19 protein-coding genes and 3 pseudogenes are annotated in these 20,033 nt (G+C 46.5%); 8 read left to right on the forward strand and 14 right to left on the reverse strand.

Annotated elements, in window-relative coordinates; all coding sequences use genetic code 11:
- The first annotated feature begins 190 nt into the window (after window positions 1-190).
- The 3 genes from DWX59_RS23785 (at window position 191) to DWX59_RS23795 (ending at window position 3,323) form a co-directional block, all read left to right on the forward strand.
- Window positions 191-1,555 (forward strand): PspC-like choline-binding domain-containing protein, encoded by a 1,365-nt coding sequence (locus DWX59_RS23785; protein WP_117562213.1) that lies wholly within the window; start codon window positions 191-193, stop codon window positions 1,553-1,555.
- A gap of 181 nt (window positions 1,556-1,736) precedes the next feature.
- A complete protein-coding gene (locus tag DWX59_RS23790; protein WP_117562215.1) occupies window positions 1,737-2,171 on the forward strand; it encodes a hypothetical protein in 435 nt (144 codons plus the stop codon).
- 546 nt (window positions 2,172-2,717) lie between these two features.
- Window positions 2,718-3,323 carry a cytidylate kinase-like family protein gene (locus DWX59_RS23795; protein ID WP_117562217.1) on the forward strand — a complete coding sequence of 202 codons (606 nt, stop codon included), beginning with the start codon at window positions 2,718-2,720 and terminating at the stop codon, window positions 3,321-3,323.
- Between the two features lie 56 nt (window positions 3,324-3,379).
- Here the strand turns inward: DWX59_RS23795 and DWX59_RS23800 are convergent, their stop codons facing one another.
- From DWX59_RS23800 to DWX59_RS23850, 11 genes are all read right to left on the reverse strand, one after another.
- Complete coding sequence (locus DWX59_RS23800; RefSeq protein ID WP_008726341.1) at window positions 3,380-3,625, reverse strand: spore coat protein; 246 nt, start codon at window positions 3,623-3,625, stop codon at window positions 3,380-3,382.
- Window positions 3,626-3,639: 14 nt separating this feature from the next.
- The gene (locus DWX59_RS28900) at window positions 3,640-3,813 is read right to left on the reverse strand and encodes a hypothetical protein (RefSeq protein ID WP_165642847.1); all 174 of its coding nucleotides are present in this window, start codon (window positions 3,811-3,813) and stop codon (window positions 3,640-3,642) included.
- A 32-nt stretch (window positions 3,814-3,845) separates the two neighbouring features.
- Window positions 3,846-4,229 carry a DUF4280 domain-containing protein gene (locus tag DWX59_RS23805; protein ID WP_117562219.1) on the reverse strand — a complete coding sequence of 128 codons (384 nt, stop codon included), beginning with the start codon at window positions 4,227-4,229 and terminating at the stop codon, window positions 3,846-3,848.
- A gap of 108 nt (window positions 4,230-4,337) precedes the next feature.
- Window positions 4,338-5,150 carry a phage baseplate assembly protein V gene (locus DWX59_RS23810; protein WP_117562220.1) on the reverse strand — a complete coding sequence of 271 codons (813 nt, stop codon included), beginning with the start codon at window positions 5,148-5,150 and terminating at the stop codon, window positions 4,338-4,340.
- A gap of 166 nt (window positions 5,151-5,316) precedes the next feature.
- The gene (locus tag DWX59_RS23815; protein WP_117562222.1) at window positions 5,317-5,742 is read right to left on the reverse strand and encodes a phage tail protein; all 426 of its coding nucleotides are present in this window, start codon (window positions 5,740-5,742) and stop codon (window positions 5,317-5,319) included.
- Between the two features lie 84 nt (window positions 5,743-5,826).
- Complete coding sequence (locus DWX59_RS23820; RefSeq protein ID WP_117562224.1) at window positions 5,827-7,641, reverse strand: phage tail sheath subtilisin-like domain-containing protein; 1,815 nt, start codon at window positions 7,639-7,641, stop codon at window positions 5,827-5,829.
- A gap of 403 nt (window positions 7,642-8,044) precedes the next feature.
- Entirely contained in the window at window positions 8,045-8,776 is a 732-nt protein-coding gene (locus tag DWX59_RS23825; RefSeq protein WP_117562226.1) for a LytR/AlgR family response regulator transcription factor, read from the reverse strand.
- 305 nt (window positions 8,777-9,081) lie between these two features.
- A complete protein-coding gene (locus DWX59_RS23830) occupies window positions 9,082-9,735 on the reverse strand; it encodes an undecaprenyl diphosphate synthase family protein (RefSeq protein WP_117562228.1) in 654 nt (217 codons plus the stop codon).
- Between the two features lie 279 nt (window positions 9,736-10,014).
- Window positions 10,015-10,890, reverse strand: a complete 876-nt coding sequence (locus tag DWX59_RS23840; protein WP_117562232.1) for a glycerophosphodiester phosphodiesterase — start codon at window positions 10,888-10,890, stop codon at window positions 10,015-10,017.
- Between the two features lie 16 nt (window positions 10,891-10,906).
- Window positions 10,907-11,833 (reverse strand): DUF1848 domain-containing protein, encoded by a 927-nt coding sequence (locus DWX59_RS23845; protein WP_117562234.1) that lies wholly within the window; start codon window positions 11,831-11,833, stop codon window positions 10,907-10,909.
- Complete coding sequence (locus tag DWX59_RS23850) at window positions 11,830-13,116, reverse strand: 4Fe-4S dicluster domain-containing protein (protein WP_117562236.1); 1,287 nt, start codon at window positions 13,114-13,116, stop codon at window positions 11,830-11,832. The genes DWX59_RS23845 and DWX59_RS23850 overlap by 4 nt, the downstream gene beginning before the upstream one ends.
- A 945-nt stretch (window positions 13,117-14,061) precedes the next feature.
- Here DWX59_RS23850 and DWX59_RS23855 point away from each other — a divergent pair.
- Entirely contained in the window at window positions 14,062-14,997 is a 936-nt protein-coding gene (locus tag DWX59_RS23855) for a hypothetical protein (RefSeq protein WP_117562238.1), read from the forward strand.
- A gap of 300 nt (window positions 14,998-15,297) precedes the next feature.
- Here the strand turns inward: DWX59_RS23855 and DWX59_RS23860 are convergent.
- Window positions 15,298-16,230, reverse strand: a pseudogene (locus tag DWX59_RS23860) (IS256 family transposase); the annotation flags it as partial.
- 700 nt (window positions 16,231-16,930) lie between these two features.
- Between DWX59_RS23860 and DWX59_RS23865 the strand changes: the two are divergent.
- Together DWX59_RS23865 and DWX59_RS23870 are read left to right on the forward strand one after the other, a co-directional pair.
- Window positions 16,931-17,194 (forward strand): helix-turn-helix domain-containing protein, encoded by a 264-nt coding sequence (locus DWX59_RS23865; RefSeq protein WP_235845156.1) that lies wholly within the window; start codon window positions 16,931-16,933, stop codon window positions 17,192-17,194.
- 28 nt (window positions 17,195-17,222) lie between these two features.
- A complete protein-coding gene (locus tag DWX59_RS23870; RefSeq protein ID WP_117562242.1) occupies window positions 17,223-17,420 on the forward strand; it encodes a hypothetical protein in 198 nt (65 codons plus the stop codon).
- Window positions 17,421-17,662: 242 nt separating this feature from the next.
- Here DWX59_RS23870 and DWX59_RS23875 read toward each other — a convergent pair.
- Window positions 17,663-17,987, reverse strand: a pseudogene (locus DWX59_RS23875) (transposase); the annotation flags it as partial.
- Window positions 17,988-18,195: 208 nt separating this feature from the next.
- A pseudogene (locus DWX59_RS23880) lies at window positions 18,196-19,101 on the reverse strand (transposase); the annotation flags it as partial.
- A gap of 210 nt (window positions 19,102-19,311) precedes the next feature.
- Between DWX59_RS23880 and DWX59_RS28905 the strand changes: the two are divergent.
- Both DWX59_RS28905 and DWX59_RS23890 read left to right on the forward strand, forming a co-directional pair.
- A complete protein-coding gene (locus tag DWX59_RS28905; protein ID WP_165643246.1) occupies window positions 19,312-19,455 on the forward strand; it encodes a hypothetical protein in 144 nt (47 codons plus the stop codon).
- A gap of 18 nt (window positions 19,456-19,473) precedes the next feature.
- Entirely contained in the window at window positions 19,474-19,983 is a 510-nt protein-coding gene (locus DWX59_RS23890) for a hypothetical protein (RefSeq protein ID WP_117562245.1), read from the forward strand.
- Window positions 19,984-20,033: the final 50 nt, after the last annotated feature.

The raw sequence follows: 20,033 nt of genomic DNA on the forward strand, positions 1-20,033 counted from the left end.
ATTTCTCTTACGATAAGGCATGCATAATAAAGAAGAAAGGGGTCTCCCCCCTGCCCCCAGCGGATTCCAGAACTTCCAGCAACCATCACTATCATTCCACATATTTGTCCGCTATAATGAACCATGTAATGCAACGACGGATTTTCGGCCACAGACAAAAACACATATCAAAAAGGAGAGATTCAATATTATGAAAAAACAGACTAAAGTTCTGGCTGTATTATCCACTGCAATGCTGATGGCAGCAGTAACCCCTGCTTTCTTACCAACAACCGCTTCCACTGCTTTCGCTAAAAGCGTGGGCTGGACAGAGGAAAACGGAAACTGGTATTACTATGATTCCTATGGTGATGCGGTAACCGATACCTGGAAGAAAAACGGCGATGACTGGTATTACCTGGATTCCGACGGAGTCCGCGCCTCCAACATGCAGATTGATGAGTATTACGTAGGAGAAGACGGAAAACGTGTGAGCATGAAATGGGTTTCCGTAGAGAATGAAGATTTCTGGAATGAGGATGACGCACAGGAGCATCTGTACTATTATTACGGAAGGGACGGCAAGGCCCTGACCTCCAAGTGGGCATCCATTAACGGCCAGTGGTACTATTTTAACGAAGACAGTATCATGCAGACCGGTTCCATTACAGTTGACGGCTTCAATTATTATCTGGGTGAGGACGGCAGCAGAAAAACAGGATGGGTTCTTCTGGAAGATGAAACCGATGATCCTGAATACCTTGAGTCATGGTTCTTCTTTGACAATACAGGAAAAAGGGTTGAAAATGAAATAGACAAGAAGATAAACGGCGACTACTATACATTTGTAGACGGACGCATGCAGACAGGATGGTTCAAGCTTCCTGCATCCGAGACAGCATCTGGGGAAAATGCAGCAGAGGCAACCCCTTCAGAGGCAACTCCCGCGCAGACAGAGGTAACTGTAGCAGGTTATCAGTACTATGATGAAGACGGCAAGCGCGCTGACGGCTGGAGAACCATTGAAGGCGTTGAAGGCATCAGCGAAGAGGCAGAACTCTACCGCTTCTACTTTAAGAAAGGCCAGCCTTACCATGCAGAAAAGGGCCTGGAGCTGTTCACCATTGATTCCAGGAAGTATGCATTTAACACAAAGGGTGAAATGCAGACCGGCAAGCAGGTAGTTAACATTGATAATGGTTCCATTGCCAACTTCTACTTTGACGAGGAAGGCGTGATGAAGACCGGTAAGCAGTCCATCTATGATGAGGACTTAGGCGAGGTACAGAACTGGTACTTCCACACAGACGGTTCCAGAAAGGGACAGGGTTACCACGGCATCAAGGATAACGTGCTGTACGTATACGGATTGCGTCAGGAAGCCGACAAGGACCTGCGCTTTGCCCCTGTAACCTTAGATGACAAGCAGTACCTGGTAAATGCCAACGGCACCGTGCAGAAGGCAGGATCCTCCTCCAAGTCCACAGCAAAACCAGAGCTGGGCAATGGCTTCAAAGACTTCAAAGACGAAAACGATAAAATCTGGACCGTAAACACCGAAGGTGTAATCCAGTAAGAAAAGGGACTGCCATCATCCGTTCACTATAAGGCATCCCATATACACGGCAGACTAGCTAATCAGTCTGCCGTTTTTTTGTGCATTTTGCCGAAATTACACTATTTATACAAAAAAGTGGTATATTTTCCCTTCTGAAACGCTATCTATATTATTAAGACTGTATCAGGAGAGGACGATTATGAGAGAACTTGCTGTATTTTACTGCCCCAAATGCGGGCATTATGCTTATTACCAGACCTCCCGGCATCCGCAATGCCCAAAGTGCGGCTGTGAAGAGGCAATGTATATGGTACGGATGCATTACACGGAATTCATGCGGATGTCCTGTGATGAGCGGGATGAATTCCTTTCAAAGGAGATACTGAAAACCAATCCCTCCCTTGTGGAGCGGCTGACCGCCCCGCATAAACGTTACAACAGCCGTGAAATCATTGCGGAAATGAACAATGTAATCATGAACCTGGACACGGAAAACAAAATCCTGAACGATACGGTAAAATGGATGCACGATACCATCTGGGACCTGATGCACGAAAAGCGGGCACAGGCCCGGGATGAAGCGGCGGCCACGGATGTGGGGGATGAGGCTGCGGATGCGGATGTAGGGGATTAGACTCCGGCTACAGATATGCAGATGGTTCTCTGGCGGCTGATGTGAAGGATACGGCTGCATCTGCGGATGTAGGGGATTAGACTCCGGCTGCTAATATGGCAGATGGTTCTCTGGCGGCTGATGTGAAGGATACGGCTGTAGCGGCGGATGTAGGGAATCAGACTCCGGCAACAGATATGGCAGATGGTTCTCCGGATGCTGATGTGAAGGATGGCTGCGGATGCGGATGTAGGGGATTAGCCTACGGCTACAGATATAGCAGATGGTTCTCCGTCTGTTTATGTGGTGGATGCGGCTATCATTGCGGATATTGGGAATCAGACTGCAGCCACTGATGTAAGGAATCAGTCTGCGGATGCTGATGTGGCGCTTGGCCCCCGGCTGCTGATACGGAAGGTAAACCAACTGGTATGATAGGACAGATGGATAAAAAACAGGAAAAATTTTCAAACTTTTTATATCAATTGTATGAATCGTGCGTTATAATAATATATATAACAACTTATTCATACATTTATACTCTTTGAGTTGGAAAGGAGTGGAACTATGAGCCATAAGATTATCACCATAGCCCGTCAGTTCGGAAGCGGAGGACATGAAGCAGCCCAAAGGCTGTCAGACCAATTGGGGATTCCTCTCTATGACAGGAACCTGGTGGAGATGGCCGCCGAAAAGATGGGACAATCCCCTGTCAGCGTGGAAAAGGTTGATGAATCCGCCCTCTCTACCTTCTTAGCCAACTATCAGATTCCAAAGGAACCTAACTCCGTTACCGGATATGGACTTTCCCTGAATGACAGTACTTATGTGACCCAGACCATTATCATAGAAGCCCTGGTCAAAAAGGGGCCATGTATCATTGTGGGACGGTGCGGTGATTATGTACTCCGCAATTATCCGGATTTGATTGACGTATTCATCTGCGCTTCCATGGAAGACCGGGTACGCCGTATCATGGAACGCTATAATTTCTCCGAAAAGGATGCGGTCGCTGCCATCAAATCCACGGACCGCCGCAGGAAGAACTATTACGAAAACTACACCAAACGCAAATGGGGCAGCATTGATTCCCATCAGATGCTTCTCAATATAAGCCGCCTTGGTATGGACAGGACGGTACGGATGATTAAGGATATGTATGAGGCTGGATGATTATCATTTAAAAAGGAGCGCTACAGCTGGCGCTCCTTTTATATCCTGACTGTTACTTACATCCCGGCAAACTGGTTCTTTACCTTCATAATCTTCTGCTGCTCTGCCTGCTCCATCTGATACCAGCCTTTTGCTGACATCTCCTTATAAATATCGTCCTGCATGCACAGACTATCATTTAAAGCCTGGTTGAAGGTCTGATGCACATTGGCAGTGGAAGCTTCGATGGTGCCGTGCATATATAAGTCGCATACGCCTTTGGTTGTCAGGAGAAGGTTCTCCATGATACACTTGTCATCCATTCTCTTCTTCCTCCTTATACAAGATTATAAAAGTTGTCAAATATCTGCTGGTGTTTCTGCGTCATCTGCTGGACCTGGTTCTTAAGGGTTGGATCCTGCAGGTTCTGGATGGCCTCCTGGCACTGGGTTTTTAAAAACTGCTCATGTCCCAGGGCATCCTCAATATAATTTAATTCCTTCGGACTCATTCATATCACCTCCGGGATTAGTATGCACCGGCTCAGCATTGTATATTCACGGTTCCCGGAAATGCTATCTGAATGACGCCGCCCCATTGGCACATGAGCATGGAATCACTGGTAAGGGCAGGTCTGCCGCCGATTAACAGCTTCGGGCTGCCTGGCATCCAAGGTCCGGCAATCATAGGCATACAGGGCATGGGCGTCAGCACTCCCAAAGCCGCAGCAGTGGCACTTGCCACATTTGGATTGGCAAGACTGCTGCACATACCAAACGGCATAATATTCATCACGGAAATGTTATCCATGATGGATGCAAGGGCCTGGGAGCTCATGACCCTGGCCCCAGGCAGAACATTTAATACTGATGGCGCAGCACCGAATGAGCAGGTGATGGATGCGCCTGCGCAGACACAACATGGCATATATATTTCCTCCTATATCAATTTTTCTCTATATGGAATCTCCGCTCTATATGGAATCTACCCAGCTGGACCTGCATATCCGGATAACCCTGTCTATTCCAAAACCTTTTAGTTCAGCTTCACCATGGATCCCTTGACCTCAACGATACCGTCTGATTTCAGCTGCAGACTGGTCAGGGCAGACAGTTGTGCAGCCGTTCCCTCTGCTTTCAGATGCATGGTCTTTACATTTATATTCTGTGAAGGTGTTATGTCCGCTTTCATCCCGCCCAGCTTAAATCCCTGGACTGGTGAAGCATTAATATCCTGTCCTTTCAATGTAAGCATCCTGCCCGAATCGAGAGTCATGTTCCGCGAACAGACAGAGAGGTCCTTTTCTGCCTTCAGATGGATTTCCTCCCCGCTGACCGTTATATTACCTGCAAACGTGGCATTCTCTTTCTCCAAGGTGAGATATGCTTCCCCGCCCAGACGGATTTCCACCTTTTCCCTGATGTCAATTACCAGACCCCCATGGTCCTTCCCAGAAGAGACGGCCACTTGATTCTGTCCAGCCGGATCCGTAAACATGAACCCATCCTGTTCCTCATCCACAGAAACCGTGAATCCGGTCCTTGTTTTCAACATTCTGGCCGGGATATTCCCGGTTCCGACTGCCTCAGGAACCGAATCCATATTTTCCAGAAGGGCCCCCATCACAAATGGCTTGCTCCTGTCCCCAAACCGGAATCCTATCACCACCTCGGTCCCTGTTTCCGGCATCAGGTACATTCCATATCCCGGCCCTCCATAGGGCATCATCACCGGCATCCAGTCCATTTCCATCGTTCCCCCTTCAGCCAGCCGGTACTCTACCAGTACCATATTCTTGTGTTCTTTATTTAGGTTCTGTTTAACCAGTCCCGTTACCATATCCTGCATCCGCATCCTCCCAATCCTGCTATTATCCTGTTTATCCCTGCCGTCACATTCCCTGCCTTCCTAATGATATATAAGCCGCATACCTGGCTGTAATCATCCAGTTTCCTGGCACCAGGGCAATACGGTGGGGCCTTTTACATATGGGCAGCAGACATTTCCATCATTATTATTTCCTAGTCATACCTTCGTGGGCCAGTTCCAATGTCTCAATGGCAATACCGCTGGAAACCGCGCTGATATCCGGGGTCGTGTACTTGACCGGCCAGGCATTGATGATCTGCCATGACACGACCGCATTCTGGTTTTCATCCAGCAGACTGACGGTAACCGTCCTGCGCTCCACTGCCTCTGTCAGCCCTTTGGCCAGCCAGCCGCGCAGCACCGATTCCTCAATCACCCCCTTTTTAAGGATGATATTACTGTATTCTCCCAAACCTGCCACCTTATGGGGCAGCTCCAAAGCCATATTGCAGTCCCTGTACCCCACAGATTCGTTGGATGCGCCGCCTGCGGACACTTCCATAAACCTACCTGCGCACAATCCTTCTATCTCTAATTCAAATCTGAAATCTGTTCCTAGATATACTGCCATCTAATCTAATTCCTCCTGATTATGATTGATAATGTCCGGCCCCTGGCGCCGGATACATGTCCTGGCCCACTCCGCCAGCCCTCATCATATGTCACTGGGCATCCCTGTGTTCTGAAAGATACGGAATATCACAAATTCAGCCGGTCTCACCGGAGCCGCGCCGATAACACAAATCAGCCTTCCATTGTCGATATCATCCTGACTCATGGTATCACGCCCGACCTGCACAAAAAATGCCTCTTCCGGCACCGATCCGGCCAAGGCTCCTCCTCTCCACAAGCCGTCCAGGAACACTTCTATGGTCCTGCGGACCCGCCCCCACAGCATCTCATCATTTGGTTCAAATACAACCCAGTTAGTATTGGCCTTGATGGATTCCTCCATAAAAATGAAAAGCCTGCGGACATTAACGTATTTCCATCTGCTGTCACTGCTGGCCGTCCTGGCGCCCCATACCAGGATACCCCTTCCCGGAAATGCACGTATCAGGTTCACGCCCTCTGGATTCAGCAAATCCTGTTGACCGGTGTTAAACTGCATGTCCAGCCCAACGCAGGCCTGAACCACCTCATTGGCAGGAGCCTTATGCACGCCTCTGGTGTTATCGCTTCTGGCATAGATACCGGCTATGGAACCTGACGGCGGTATGCAGATGTTCTGTTTATCCAGAGGATCAAACACCTTGAGCCAGGGATGATAAAAAGCAGCATATGTAGTATCAAGAATGTGCCTGTGTTTAAGGATTTCCTGCACGGTTCCTGCAGCCCTGGGCATATCCAGGACCGCAAACCGGCTGTTCAGTTTCTCGCAGTGGGCTGCCAGTGAAAGCTGCACATCGGGGTCCGTAACACCGGGCACCGCCATGATAGAAACCACATCATTATCCAAAAATGCCTGGATACCGGTACGCTGTCCGCTCCCACTGTCCACTCCGATGAAATCAGCAGCAGCCATGCCATGTGCACTGCCGTTACTTCCCCCCGCAAAATCAACAGATATCGCAGCTTTGCCGCTTTCGGCCGGCTGGATGAATGCTGGAATGCAGGCTCTTTTTTCCTCCCCGCCCGCTGCGGTCCAAGACCTGCTTCCTGAATCCAATGCAGTCCCGGAAAAACTGCCGCCATTGGCATTTTGACTCCGCAACGCCACTGTTATCAACCGAGACTTGGCTGCTTTCCTTTCCACAAATTCATCAATACTGCTGTTAAAGGATAGGTAATCATAATTCTCCACCATATCCTCAAACCTGACTTCCATATTAAATTCACAGGTTCGGATTACCTTGGATGGTAATAGCTGCCGGTCCGTAACATCCATCCCAAATTCCTGTTCAAAGGTAATGAGATTATCCTGTCTCTTTATAATCCGGTTATAGACCAACTGTTCCCCATCTGAAAATTCCACCACATCCCCTGCACAGAAGCCGGCTCCGTTCTTCACCGCATAACACTTATCTGCCGGGGTCCCCATCACCTCCATTATCTGTGTCTTAGCCTTGCTGGAGGGAGAAATCACCACCTTCAGACGGTTTCCCCACGTTCCGGGATTCCTGGCCGTCATCACAAGCACCTGAGCCGCTTCATCCGGCAGCATGCCTTTTGCGCAGACCGCGTCTTTGGGCGCCACCCTGGCAATGAATGCCCTGGACCCTCCATTGATAAAGAAATGTTCCACCGCATAAGCCAGAAACCGATAATCACCATATTCATCAGCCGACAGATAACCACCGTAAATCCGCGTGAACTCAGCAAAATTAGTCACCAACCCAGGAGTCCCTTCCACCGGTCCCCTCTCTGCCGCCCCAATGAATCCGGCTGTGCTGGTCCCTACGCCTTCCATGGGCTTTGTCCCTGATTCGTACTCCTCCACATAAACTCCTGGTGATAAATATCCTGCCATGTAATACCTCCCTCAAACTGACGCAGCCAGAAAGGCTGCCAACTCAACTCCATGCCTATGCCGCCAAAGGTCAGATGCCCTTCCTGCCGTGTACGCTTAATAGGGTACATTTTATGCCGCACCTTTTCATCCGTATCCGCCCCCTGCCGCAGCCTTCTTCTCCATTCCACATGGCAACAAGTCTTAAATTTCACTTATGCACCTATATAATACTAATTATATTGAAAATATGACCATTTGCAATGCTTTTGAGCCAATACACCATATTTCCTAAACCAATCATTTTGTTCTGCGCCATTCATATAACAGGAAATCGGATATCTAATAAAAAGCAGGAGGCCCCTCCAATCTTAAAATACGGGCCTCCTGTCCATTTTATCTGATAATTCATTTCCATGCAAAATCACTTTGTCCTGCTGATTTTTTCGCTGTAAATCTCATACTGACGTTGGGCATTTTCCTTAAACGGGGCGCTGATTGTAAACTCCTCCCCATCAAACAATGTTACCATCCTGACGCTGAACTTTGCCACATACCGCAGGTTCACAGCATAGGATTTATGCAGGCGGATGAACCCAGCCTGCTCCATGTCAATTTTTGAAAACAGATTTTCTATGGTGGAGTAACAATGATATGTGTGTGTGCCGGTTACGATTTTAACCCGCCGGTTATCCCCTTCAAAATAATGGATATCCTTCAGCGGGACCCGATACACGGTCCGGTTGGATTTAAACTCGAAGATACCCGTATCTCCCTGTATCTTCTCACACGCCTTACAGAAAATGGCTTGAAATTCTTCAATCTTAAAAGGCTTCTTTAAAAAATGAAAGGGCTGGAACTGGAACAACTCCAAAGCGTATTCGTCTCCGTATCCAGACATATATACAATCATGCTGCTGTCATTGTTAAGCTCCTCGCGGATAAACCGTCCCAACTCAATCCCACTGCAGTCCTTCATGATGATATCCAGAAAAATCAAATCGAAATACCGCTCCTTGAGAGCCTTCTCAAATTCCTTCCCTGTGTTGAATACCTCTGCTTCCAGTTTCCTTCCTTCTTTTCTCCACTTCCTTATATAATCTTCCAGCTGGTTACATAGCTGTATGTCATCATCGCAAATTGCTATATGTATCATAATACTTTCCCCGTACTGCTTAATTTATTTATGATATTTTACACCCCCCTGTACCATTTTGTCCATATATGTTGAAAACAATCGCTTTATTGTAGAAATTTCGCTTTCCTCTGCTAATATGCAACAGCGCCCGAAAATGCATGCGCTGCCAATCCAAACGAACCGCAGATACATTTCCCGGCGCTGCCACAGCCTGGCAACCCATACTTTATAAAAGTATACGCTTAAGGGTACATGCCCTTAAGGCCACATACTATCATAGCCACATACCCTTAGGGCCTTACACTCCCACACTCCTATCTTTTTTAACCTCCCAATGTAACGTCCTGGCCAGAATACCATTTAAGCGCATCCTCCACATGCTCTTTTCTGAAATCAGGCCAGTAATCATCCACCACATATATATCCGAATAAACGGACTGGACCGGCAGGAATCCTGACAGTCTCCGCCTGCCGCCCCAGCGGATGACCAGGTCAATCCTGGAAACCTCAGCCGTTTTGAGGACAGGTCCAATCATGCCGGACGCAGCAGAATCAGTACCGGACTTTTCCGTTTTAAATCCCATATCCCACTCCCAGCTGTAATTAACCAGAAAATTTATCTTCATCCCGCCAGCCCCAAAATCATGGCGCCGGGTATAGGGAAGAAGTTCCGGAGGAAACATGGGGGACTGGGTATTGCCCAGTACAAGCAGGCTGGCATCCTCCTTTGACAGTTCCTCCACAGCCGCCACGCATGCTTTTGTAAATGCCTGGCGCTGGGCGCTGGGGCGCTTGGTGTTGTCCACGGTAAATCCATAAAAAGACATTTCCTCAATGCCCAGTTGGCGGCACATATGGTATAGCGTCATTCCCGGTGAAATGCCATGTTTGTATCCATCCGGCTTCTCCATCCCCCGGTCCAAAGCCCACCTTCGGTTTCCATCCGGTATGATTCCAATATGCCTCGGTAATCTCATAATCTTTCCTCCATTTCCGGCGGCCTGCCGGTAATATATGGATATTATGGGCCTTTTTGGAAAATATATACCTGCCGGGATACAATTGCGGATGTGGTAGTGTGGTATTCCTCATATGGTATCCCGCATATGGTATCCCGCATATAGCATCCCGCATATAGCATCCCGCATACGGTATCCCGCATATGCTTTCCCGCATACGGTATCCCGCATGTAGTATTCTGCATGTGGCATTCTGCATATGGTATCCCGGGCGATATGTCATTGTAGTCTTGGCAATCAATCCGGGATGATATTGTCCGGATTATCCGTAATGATATTATCGGTTCTGGCTTTCCTGCATTTCTCCACCGAATACTGGTCATTAACCGTCCAGGCAATGACTTCCTTCCCCAGTTCATGGATACGGTTCACGGTATCCGGTTCAATCAGTTCAATGCTGAGTACAAAATTATCCGCACTCGTATAAATCTCGGGCTGCGCAATGGGCCTGGAGCTGATAAGTCCGGTCTTAAGCGCTGGCTCAAATATCTTCACCATCTGCAAGCAGCCGTAATTAAAAGAGGTTATCATACATTGGTCCAGCATTTCCCTTTGACGGATCAGGTCCACCAGACGGGGAATGAAAGCCAGGTCCTGGCCTTTCCGATATTTAATCTCAATATTCAGCAGGACCCTGCCTTGACAGTAATCCAGCACTTCCTCCAATGAGGGTATGCCAACTCCTCTAAAGTCTGGACCAAAACTGCTTCCTACATCCAGACGGCGCACCTCCTCAAAAGTCAGTTCCCCTATTTTTCTGGAATCGCCTGCAACCCTTTTTAAATCCTCATCATGGAGCACTACCAGAACGTCATCCTTTGTAACGCCCACATCCAGTTCAATCCAGTCGGCCCCGCTTTCAATGGCTGCCTCAAATGCCGGAATTGTGTTTTCCGGCGCCTCCGATGAATCGCCTCTGTGGGCTGTGATTTCGACGTTTTCGTCCCAGCTCTCCACATTTGGGCTTTCTGTATTTCCATTCTGGCTTTCCGCATTCCGGCCTTCCATATTCCCGTTCCAGCGTTCTGCTGCGCAGGCAGCGGTGGCGGCCTCACCTGCAATCACCAGAGCGCATGCCATGGCCGCTGTTATCTGTCTGATCTTCATCTTCATCTAATGTCGTTCCAATCTATGTCTTTTTTATCACAGACTTCATCCCCCGGGGCGTTATCTTCTCGTCCCCGCGAAGGCTGCCAATCAGAAGAGGCGAATCAGGATTATGCTGTCTCCTGTTTTCCTCCACCTGACGCTGGCTCAGGTTCGCATAGCAGTACCTGCAAAAATGTGCGCAGGTGTGGTAGGTTCCTATATCCACGCTCTTCACACAGCCACATGAAGCCCTTTGCGTATCATCCTTTTTCACATCCAGATGATGTCCCGTAATGGATTCTATGAGGCGGTCATCAATGCACTTCCCCTTCCGTATCCCATATTCTTCCAGGTCCATTTCCTCCGAACAAGTGCTCATCCTTATACCGTACCTGGCTGCAATTGGTCCTAAAATAGAAGCCAGAATACGGATGTGCTCCTGGCTCAGAGGTAAAATCCCCTGATATTCCATATTCTTCTTTATCCTGGAATACATGTCGAGAAAACTGATTACGCAGGACTCTGTATATCCGCAGAGAGCCCTGCACATTTTCTCAAACCACTCCCTGTGGTACTGGATTGTATAGTCCCCGCCAAGCAGAACAGGGTCATAGCGCCACACTACCCGCTCCGGTCCTATGCGCCGGGAAAGCCTGCGAAAAATCTTTATCATTTCATCCTTATCCGCAACTCCGGGTTCCAAATCTGTACCGTAAGCAGTAAGCGTAAACTGGAAATAATATGGGTATCCCATCTCATCCAGCGCGGATAGCCGGTCCATCATAGGCCCGGGATTCTTTGTCCAGAACACAAAACAGTCCACCGAATCCCGGTCCAGACGCAGTTCACTGACCTGACGGGGATTCATGGGGTTTCTCACATAAACATATTTCTCCTCCAGACGCCGGAAAAACCAATCCGGGTAAAATGCCGGAATATCGGTTCTGCGGCTCACACTGACAATCATTTTCCCCTCTCCTTATGCATGGACAGCAGCCTGTCCAGATAAATAGATTTAAACTGTTTACTGGCCATGGCCTGCTTAATAGGAGGCAGGTCCAGGATAGCGCCGAACACGGCCGCCATGGCCCTATGGTTGGCAAATGCCTGATTATCAAAAATAAGGTTCTGCAGGGTACCCTTTTCGATTGCCTGAAGCACGAACCGGTGCGTACTGTTTACCGGAGTTATGATCTGCTCCGGCCGTTTCTTAAGTTCAATCGCCTTAACGCTGCAGTTCCTGGCGCACACGCCGCAGCCCAGACAGATGTCCCGGTCCAAAAGAGGCCTCCGTTTCCCATTCCCATCCTCATTCATGGAAATAGCCAGTACCGGACAGACCCTTGCGCACTTCCCGCATCCCACACATCTCTCTTCGGAAATGTCCGGTATATAGTTGGTTGTGGCAACGGGCTGCATGGGGCTGAAATGCCGGGCCGCCTGCAGGGCTTCACAGCAGCAGCCACAGCAGTTGCAGATAAATGCCGGGTGCTCCCTGACATTTTCCCCAATCTGCACCAGATTGCTGGCATAGGAGCGCTCCAGGGCATCCAGGGCCTCTTCCTTGGAGATAAGCCGCGCGTAATCCCCATGTTCCGCCAGGGAACGGGCCACATTGTCAAAGGTCAGGCACACATCCCAGGGCGCGTCAATCTCACAGGGATGGCCTGCATGGGACATCTTATGGCGGCAATAGCATAAACCAAGTCCGATATACTCCGCCTCCTCCACAATATGGGTGGCCCGCTCATAATCCAGGATGTGGTTCATTTTATCGTTGGTAAGGACCGGCTCCTGGACAAAAACACGCCCCAGCTTTGTCTCCGTGGCATAAAACAGGTCCTTGATGAAATCCTCCTCCACGTTCATGTACTGGTAATACAACTCGCTCAGGTATTTCTGGTCAATATCCCCCCTGGTCCTCATCAGGGCGAACTCAATGAATCCAGCCATTGGCGGCGGCATCACGAACTGGCGGACCCCTTTGTGCCAGGAATCCACCAGCAGGGCCTTTTCACAAAGATGGTCCAGAAGGCGCTCTGCCTTATACTCAGACGTCTGCCATATCTTTGCAGCCTTTTTCACTGTAAACGGACGCACAGGAAGCAGCGCAACCCACTTCGCCTCCTTCTCCGAATATAATACCTGCAAAATCTTATACAATGTCTCAGACGCCGGTGCGCCCTGGGTAAACCAGTTGATGCGGTCACTCAGGTTTTTGTAGGCGTCGCGGGTGGTCAGGTGTCCCATGTATTATCCTCCTTCTTTTCTATTTGATCTCTGTGTGGCATATTGGTCCAATAGGGCGGCTCCAGAAAATGCAGAGCCGCCATTGCTTTTTTCTTTTCATTATGAAATAGGGAAATGGATGTGTCTTTGGGCGGATACCGGCTTTGATTGACCGTATATCACATTAAATTATTGACTGGCTTTTTGGTAATATTCCTTTTGTGGCTTAATGAATCTGTTACTTTGTGCTATATAACTCTGTGTTTATGTGACTCTGCGCTTTTATGACTCTGCACTTTTGTGTGCCTATGCTTTTGTTTACCTATGCTTTTATGTATCTATGCTTTTGCGTACCTACGCTTTTTTTACCTACGCTTTTGTGTACCTATACTTTTTTTACCTACGCTTTTTTTACCTATACTTTTATGTACCTATACTTTTTTATATCTCTCTACTTTTAAGTCTCCGTACATCTATGTTCTTTCTTTTATGCATTTATTTTTATGTTTATATACCTTCATCATCTTGCATGCCATTTTTCTATGCATCTCGTTCATTTGTTCTTTCTTCTATATTAGGGCGCTGCTTACATTCTTTTATTTGACAATACTACGACCATGAATATACCTATTAATCTATTATAGTATATGTGAGCTATTATGTAATCTTAATTTTCATCATGAAATCCGACCATTTTCCGTAATGATTTTTTAAATATTTATATTTTTTATCTGTTCCCTTTTTATGTTGAATATCTCTTCATTTCCAGTGTTCCATTGCTGCCCTTATTCCATCCTTTCCAGTATTCCATTATTTCCAGTATTCCACTATTTCCAGTATTCTACTATTTCCAGCATTCCATCATTTTTCTGCAAACATTAGACATTTTCCCGATTATACGTTACAATAAAAATAATCACTAAACATTCATCTACCAGTTTAATTCCTATGGAAAGGAGTAATTCTATGTTTAAAAGAGTAATTGCAATTTCTATTTTAGCAGCCTGCCTGGCTGCCGGCAGTTTTATCAGCGCCTATGCCCAGGAAAAATCCATTACTTCCGTCTCCCTATCCTTTTCCTGGGATAAATCCCCCAGAGGCGGCGATATTGTAGGCAACATCTATGCCAGTTCCAGCAGTAGCCAGTATAAGGTTGAGGGAACGGTATATGTAAAAGACGATGACACCTGGATCTTTGGTGAGCGACCTGAAGCTGAGGTGGAATTATCCGCCCGGGATGGATACCGCTTCTCTGACATTAAGAGAAATAACTTTACCCTGTCCGGTCTGGGAGTGCAGTATAAGGAATCCCACATTGAATCAGATGGAAGTTCACTAATCCTGCAGGTCTACCTTCCCGAGATTTCCGGCAATCTGCCTGCAACCACGGCTACAAGCTGGAATGGCGATACTGCTGTATGGGACGAAGTAGAGGGTTCAGAAAAATATGAGGTGAAACTGTATAAAAATAACCGCCTGCTGGCCACAGTAACAGAGACGGGTTGTTCACATGATTTCAGTTCGTATATTAATACAGAAGGCAGATATACATTTAATGTACGTGCGCTTGGCACCTATACCACAGAATCCAGCGGCTGGTCGGCTGACTCCGATGCCAAGGTACTGACCCGTGAGGATGCCTGGTCCCGCGGAAACGGTACATGGGAAAAGGCTTACTCCGGCTGGAGGTTTAAGTATGGGGATGGAACTTATGCAACAGACTGCTGGAGAATCATTAATGATAAGTGGTATTATTTTAATTATAATGGATATATGGAATCTGACTGCTATGTGAAGTCCAATGCGATTGAGATGTATTATTGGGTTGGAAGCGATGGGGCCTGGATGCCGGAATGGGATACGGCGACGCCGGATAGAGGGAGTTATCGGGTTGTGTCATAAAAAAATCAAGTCCAAAACGCCCCCTTTATTAAAAATTACATCCAACTCAAGAAGCATCTCAGCTATATAGGCAAAACTCCTGACAATTCACGTATTGCTTAACAGTTTTTTAGTTCCAGAAAAACCGTGAATCCAGTAATCTTTCGAGACCGTTTCAAAGTTTGTGTAAACTCAAAAAACTGAAATAAGATAAGTTGATAGTTACGAAGGGCAAAGCCATCTTTCTGGGCCTTGCCCTTTGTTTGTATTATAATACGGATTCTGGGTATGTCAAGCGGGGCTGCCCTACACTGCTTATAATCAGGACAACCGTTCTTCAAAAAATATTTCCAGTTGGGAATGGATCTGCCCCCAATCCTGACGGTGATCCGTCCATTTCTTCGTGATATCCATCATTGCAGGATACAGCATTTTTAATAGGCTGTCATCGGATGGGAATACCGTCTTTGATTTGGTCACTTTTCTCAGCTGACGGTTAAATCCTTCAATGGTATTTGTCGTATAAATCAGGCGTCTGACTGCCTCTGGATACTTAAAATAGGTGGATAGATTTACCCAGTTATCACGCCAGGACTTGGCGATTTTAGGATATTTCCCACTCCATTTTTCATCAAAACTGTCCAATTCCTATAGCGCGGTTTCCTCGGTCGGTGCCGCATACACTTTCTCCAAATCGTCCATCAGCGGTTTGATCTCTTTGTAGGAGACAAAACGGGTGGTATTGCGTATCTGATGGATGATACACTGCTGGATTTCTGTCTGGGGATAAACGGCTTCTACCGCCTGTGGGAAACCCGAAAGCCCATCGACACACGCAATCAGGATATCCTCCACACCCCGGTTCTTTAATCCGTTCAGGATGGAAAGCCAGAACTCCGCGCTTTCATTCTGCCCAACATACATACCAAGGACATCCTTCCTTCCGGACATATCAATCCCTATGGCGATATACACGGCCTGTTTTACAATACGCCCTTCGCTGCGTACGTGGAAGTGGGTGGCATCCAGGAACACCACCGCGTAAATCTCTTCCAATGGCCGTTCCTGCCATTCCTTTACGATAGGCAGGATCTTGTCCGTGATACGGCTGATGGTACTGTCTGAAATCTCAATGCCGTACAGTTCCCGCATATGGCTTTCGATATCATTGGTGGTCATGCCCTTGGCGTACATGGAGAGGATTTTTTCTTCCATGTCCTGGGTGACGGTATTCTGATATTTTTTATTGATTTGATAGACGAAAATCGTCTTATAACTTCTTGCGAGTGTTTATAGAAGTAAGGGAAAACCCTTTATTTTAAATGATTTGCCCATTTTTGTTTATATCTTCTCATATCTCCATATAAGTTGATTTTGTAAAGTTGGTCACCATTTTAGCACCACAAATAAGGCAATAAACACAAGTGCGGGACAGTATTATCGCACCGACAGAGACCAGTTATGGCTACTTTGCTTTACACCACTATGTTACGCATTAGAGTCTCTACAAGCCTTAAAAGAAAAGGCTTTACAGAGCTAAAACCGATGGGTCAAGAGATTATACCTTTTCCTGCAAAAATGCTATTTAACTGCATAACCTTTCAAAGCAAGTTACTATCTGTTCAGTTTATCCTTTCCGTTCCTTTTGCAAAAAGTTCCGTAGCAAGCATAGGAAAGTGGTACCCTTTCCGTAAAATTACTTGTTTTTAATTTCAACAATAAGAGAGATTTTATGTCGTTGTTAGTGAATTAAACTCTTACTAAATATCTTCAAGTGCTTATAATTTACAATAAAACTCTTGATAAATCCCGCTCACCATATTATTGTAAAGTTATAAAAATTATCACTTTATAATGGGCATGAGTGAGGTGAACTTATTATGAGCCACGAGATAAAAAAAAACAGTCGCAAAACTTTTTAGTTGCAATTAGCGACTTGGTTACAAAGATTGGTTTGAATGATGTAAAACAGAGTTTCAATTCCAAAGCAGGGATAGCAACTGTATCTGGCACTAAAGATGGTATCCAGCATACCATTACACTTACAAAGCAACTGCATGGTGTTATACAAACCACCGCCCAATTTGCTGTAAATATGGGTAGAGATGCCTTAATAGCACAAGCAAAAGATTTAAGCAAACAAGGCTATAAACAACAACAGATTGCACTTATGCTTGGAGTATCCCAGGCGACCATTAGCAAGTATTTACGAAAGTAAAATTAATTGTAAAAAGGAGATAACTACAATGGGGAATAACAAATTAGATATTATTAATTTTAGCAAAATTTTTGATATGTTTGGTGAAGAAGCTGCGAAAGATACTCTTAAAGATGTAAATGATGGAAAGATAAGCGAAAAAACACTCGAAAAATATTTGTATGATGACGAGAGCAAAGAGGAGTATGCAGAAAGATTAAAGAAAGAATATGAAGATTTTGAGTAAAAAAATAATATAAGCAACCAAACCAAGAGGGCGAAAGCAACAAGTGTTTTCGCCCTCTCATATTATAATTTTTCTTATATCTGCCCATATCGCTTTATATCGACAAAGGAAATCTGGGCACCATTTTGGCACCAAAGCGGTAAAAATCATTGTTGTAATAAGTGTTATAACGGGTGAAAAAGTCTGTATTTGCAATGGTTTTCACAGTTCAATGCTTTTAAATATCGAAAAATCAAATACTATTTTTTAACCACCTGAGGTTCGTATTCCCCTTTTTCTGTCCCGCGGGATATCAATCTCCATATCTCCGTAGCTGGTATGCATGGTATTCTGGGAATGTCCGTTTCTGCTGTTGTCTGTTTCTTTGTTGCGGTAATCATACCTGGAGTATCCAAGTTCCTCATTCATTTCCTCATCGAGGGCACCTTCCAATAGGACACTCATCATGTCCCGCATAATCGCATTGACATCTGTGCCATCTTTGATCTTGACATTGTTCTGCTTCAAGTAACCGCTCATGAGTTCCCGCATTGCCGCTTTCTGTGGTGTGTCATTTTTCCTTGCCATAATAAAACCTCCAAACTGAGTCATTCTATCTTACATCAGTTTGGAGGTTTACACAATCTTTGGGATACTCCCTAGAATTGGGGCGGGATTTTAACAAATCCCACCCCAACTATTGACAAAGAGCCAAAAAAATCAGGAGAAAATCATTTTCGTTCGACTTCCTTCTGATTTTGGACATACTTTAATAAGCATACGGCTTTTCTTGTATTTATGCACTCGCTTTTAAAGCAAACAAATAGCTTCCAGCCCGCTCATTCTGGATTTTTTTATATAGTTTATTTAGATTGTACCCCATACTCAGCAAGAGAATCTCCAGTTTTACCTTCTTCTTACCCCGCAGCAGGAATCGTTGGAAACCGTAGTCATTTTTAAAAACCCCGAAAGCTCCCTCTACCTGGATTGAGCGATTCGTCCGGTACTTAATTCCCTTCTCGCTCTGAATGTTTCGATATGATTCCTCACGCTTCTCCAAAAAGCTTTTGGACACGTACAGATGCTTATTCGCTTTGGTACATTTATCTTTATAGGGACAGCCGGCACAGTCCTCACATTCGTATACCGTCACCTCGGATTCATACCCACTTTTGCTGCGTTGCTTTTTCAGGCAGAGCACCCGCAGTTCCTTCCCGGCATAGCAGATATAGGTATCAGACACCTGGTTATAAGTCATGTTTTCCCGTTTACTGATATCCTGTTTAAAACTCCGCTTTTTCCATTTTTCATAGGTTTGAGGTTTAATGTATGGCTGCTCCCCCTCCTCCCGCAGATAGCAGTAGCCTTCTTCACTTTCATATCCCGAATCAACCGTAACACCCGGATAGTTAAAACCCAGCTTTTCTTTCATCCGCTTTAAAAATGGCACCAGCGTCCACACATCGTTCCAATCCTGTAATATATCTACCACTACAATGTATTCGCTGTCCACTCCAATCTGTACGTTATACCCCGGTTTTAAATGGGCATTGCGCATGTGGTCATCTTTCATATGCATAAACGTTGCATCCGAATCTGTCTTGCAGTAGTTGTTCCTTCCTGGGAAGCTGGCTGTATGCCAGTCATAAATGGTCTGACGCTTCAGGTACCTTTGGAACAGCTCTAGATACCGCTGCTCCCCAGCCTTGCCACATCCAACTTTTCCTACATACATAAGGAATTATTGAAGAGCGGTGTGACATTAAAGCTTTCGTGGGAAGAATACGTGGATACCTGCCGGAGTGCAGGCCAGCCGTCTTATAGCTATTCCCAATATTCCTAGCTGTATCAGGACTACGTTGCGCAGAATAAGCTCACTATGCACATCCAGCATAAACCGGGTGACAGACTTATGGTCGATTGGGCAGGCACCGCTCTCCCGCTTTATGATAAAACAACAGGGGACATCTGCAAGGTTTATCTGTTCGTTGCGCCCCTGCCGTTCAGTATGTATTGCTACGCACAAGCCTGCCGGACCATGAAAGAACAGGACTGAATCAACGCCCATATCTCCATGCATGGATATTTTGGAGGCGTAGCCAGAATCCTGACCCCTGATAACCTGAAAGTCGGCATCCTGAGCAACAGAAAATATGAGGCCCCTGTCGCAAACCGCTCCTATCAGGAACTGGCAGATTACTGGCAGACAGCCCTCCTTCCGGCCCGTGTATTGGCTCCACGGGACAACGCTGCCGTAGAAGGGAGCGTGGGCAACCTTACTTCCCACATCATTGCCCGTCCCCGCAGTCGGGAATTTTTTGATATCCACGCGATGAACGCCGCTATCCTTAAAGAACTGGAACGTTTCAATGATACACTTTTCCTGAAAAGGGACGGCAGCCGGCGCCCTGTGTCCCTGGAAGAAGGACTTACTTTCCTACGGCCGCTTCCCAGCTACCTATATGAGCCTGCCCAATGGAGAACAGCCACGGTCCAACTGAACCATCATATCGCCGTGGATTTCCAGAATCATTCCATCCCTTATGAATTGGAATCCCCCAATGCCCAATCTACCCAACGGTAATATTCTTTCATTATCCTTTCTGAATCCATTATCTCATCCCTTCTTAATAT

The sequence above is a fragment of the Enterocloster aldenensis genome (genome assembly GCF_003434055.1).
GTDB lineage: Bacteria > Bacillota > Clostridia > Lachnospirales > Lachnospiraceae > Enterocloster > Enterocloster aldenensis.